The organism is Pseudoalteromonas sp. TAE79 (assembly GCF_000498015.1).
Lineage (GTDB): Bacteria > Pseudomonadota > Gammaproteobacteria > Enterobacterales > Alteromonadaceae > Pseudoalteromonas.
Genome location: NZ_AUTL01000113.1, coordinates 1 through 665 on the forward strand (window position 1 = coordinate 1; position 665 = coordinate 665).

1 pseudogene is annotated in these 665 nt (G+C 44.2%); it reads left to right on the forward strand.

Going from position 1 to position 665, the window contains the following annotated elements:
* Window positions 1-665, forward strand: a pseudogene (locus L655_RS1000000127900) (hypothetical protein); the annotation flags it as partial.

Consider the following 665-nt stretch of genomic DNA (forward strand, 5'->3'; position numbering starts at 1 on the left):
GTAAAGGAATATCGAGAGCGCCTATCAAGTATTAGCTGGTTTATGCGGTTGTTAAATGAAGATATTGCTCGCAGAGCAAATAAAGAAGATAACTGCACGGGTAGGTTTTATTCGCTGCCATCCATGGCGCTCACCCTTCGGGCCGCCTAAGGCGTTCAAAGTTGTTCCATACAACTTTGTGGGGAGGGTAGATTCAAATCGCAAGCATTACTAGATGAAGCAGCACTTGCAGCTTGTATGGCATATGTAGACTTAAACCCCATTAGAGCTAAAATAGCTAACACTCCAGAGGATTCAGGCCATACCAGCATCAAACAGCGACTAACATATGCAAAGGATGGTAAACAACCAAAACAACTCCTTCGCTTTGCAGGCATGCCACGTAAAATAATGCCCAAAGGGCTGCCGTTTGAGCTTAAATCGTACCTTGAACTTGTTGAATTAACAGGGCGTTGTATACGTGAAGATAAGCGAGGGTATATTGAGAGTTCACACTTACCCTTACTCGAAAGAGTGAATATATCCCCCGAAAACTGGTTAAAGCTCACCACACAATTTACGCGTGTATTTCATGGCGCAGTAGGCAGGCCAGCCTCACAAGAAGGTTATTGTGAAAACTTAAAGCGAAAGCGGCGAGCGAATATCAGTAACTGCGAAAAGCTACT